The organism is Bartonella sp. AA2SXKL (genome assembly GCF_042197205.1).
In the GTDB taxonomy this organism is placed as follows: Bacteria; Pseudomonadota; Alphaproteobacteria; order Rhizobiales; family Rhizobiaceae; genus Bartonella.
In genome coordinates this window covers 1-893 of the sequence record NZ_JBHIRN010000082.1, presented here as the reverse complement: position 1 = coordinate 893, position 893 = coordinate 1, and the positions used below count along the sequence as shown (strand labels likewise).

Genomic DNA, 893 nt, shown 5'->3' with positions numbered 1-893 from the left:
ATAAGTCTTTTCCAATTTTTACAAGCAATAACCAAACCTCAACGGCTATTATTCCCAGCGATAACATTTCTGGAAAAGCATTGGTTGCAGTGATCGCTATTATGACATTTCTCTCAAGTCTCACATTAATCAGTGTTGATTTTGTGCAACGTGCTTCTCATAGTTGGAGTAACCAAATTAGCTATGAAGCAACGATTCAAATACGCCCCATTGAAAATGTTGATACGGAAAAAGCACTTCGTGATGCAGTAAAATTGGTTAAAACATTTCATGGTGTACAAGATGCCACAATTGTTGACCAAAAAGCGACAGAAAAATTGCTCGAACCATGGCTTGGCACGGGATTAAACTTGAATGAATTGCCCCTTCCTCGCCTTATCATCGTAACACTGAAAGAAGAGGAAGAGATCAACTTTCGTGCTATCAATCAAGCAATCAAAACGCAAATTCCAGGAGGCCAGTTTGATGATCACCGTGTTTGGGTGAAACGTTTTTCAAGAATGGCACAAACAACTGTTTTCATTGGCTTGTCAATTTTAACACTGGTTCTAGGCTCACTAGGATTGACGTTTATTTTTGCCACACGCAATGCGCTAGCATAAAATGCACACATTATTAATGTCTTATATTTTCTTGGTACTGAAACCCTTTTCATTGCACGACAATTTGACTGGCATTTTTTTAAAACTGCACTCCGCGGTGCGTTCTACGGTGGTGCTATCAGTATAGTCCTATTTGGGGCTTTTTCCCTTTGGACAAACTATAATCTAGGGAAAATTGAAGCCAGCCAAGTAACTGCTTTGTTTGGACATTTTTCCATAAGTTCCATTCCTTATGGAAAAATCATTTGTCTTATTCTGTTTGTTTCTTTTCTGACTGTGCTTACAAATCGA

The 893-nt window shown here is 38.5% G+C and carries 1 pseudogene; it reads left to right on the top strand.

Annotation, left to right across the window (positions count from 1 at the left end):
• Positions 1-893 (top strand): annotated as a pseudogene (locus ACFINS_RS09875) (cell division protein FtsX); the annotation flags it as partial.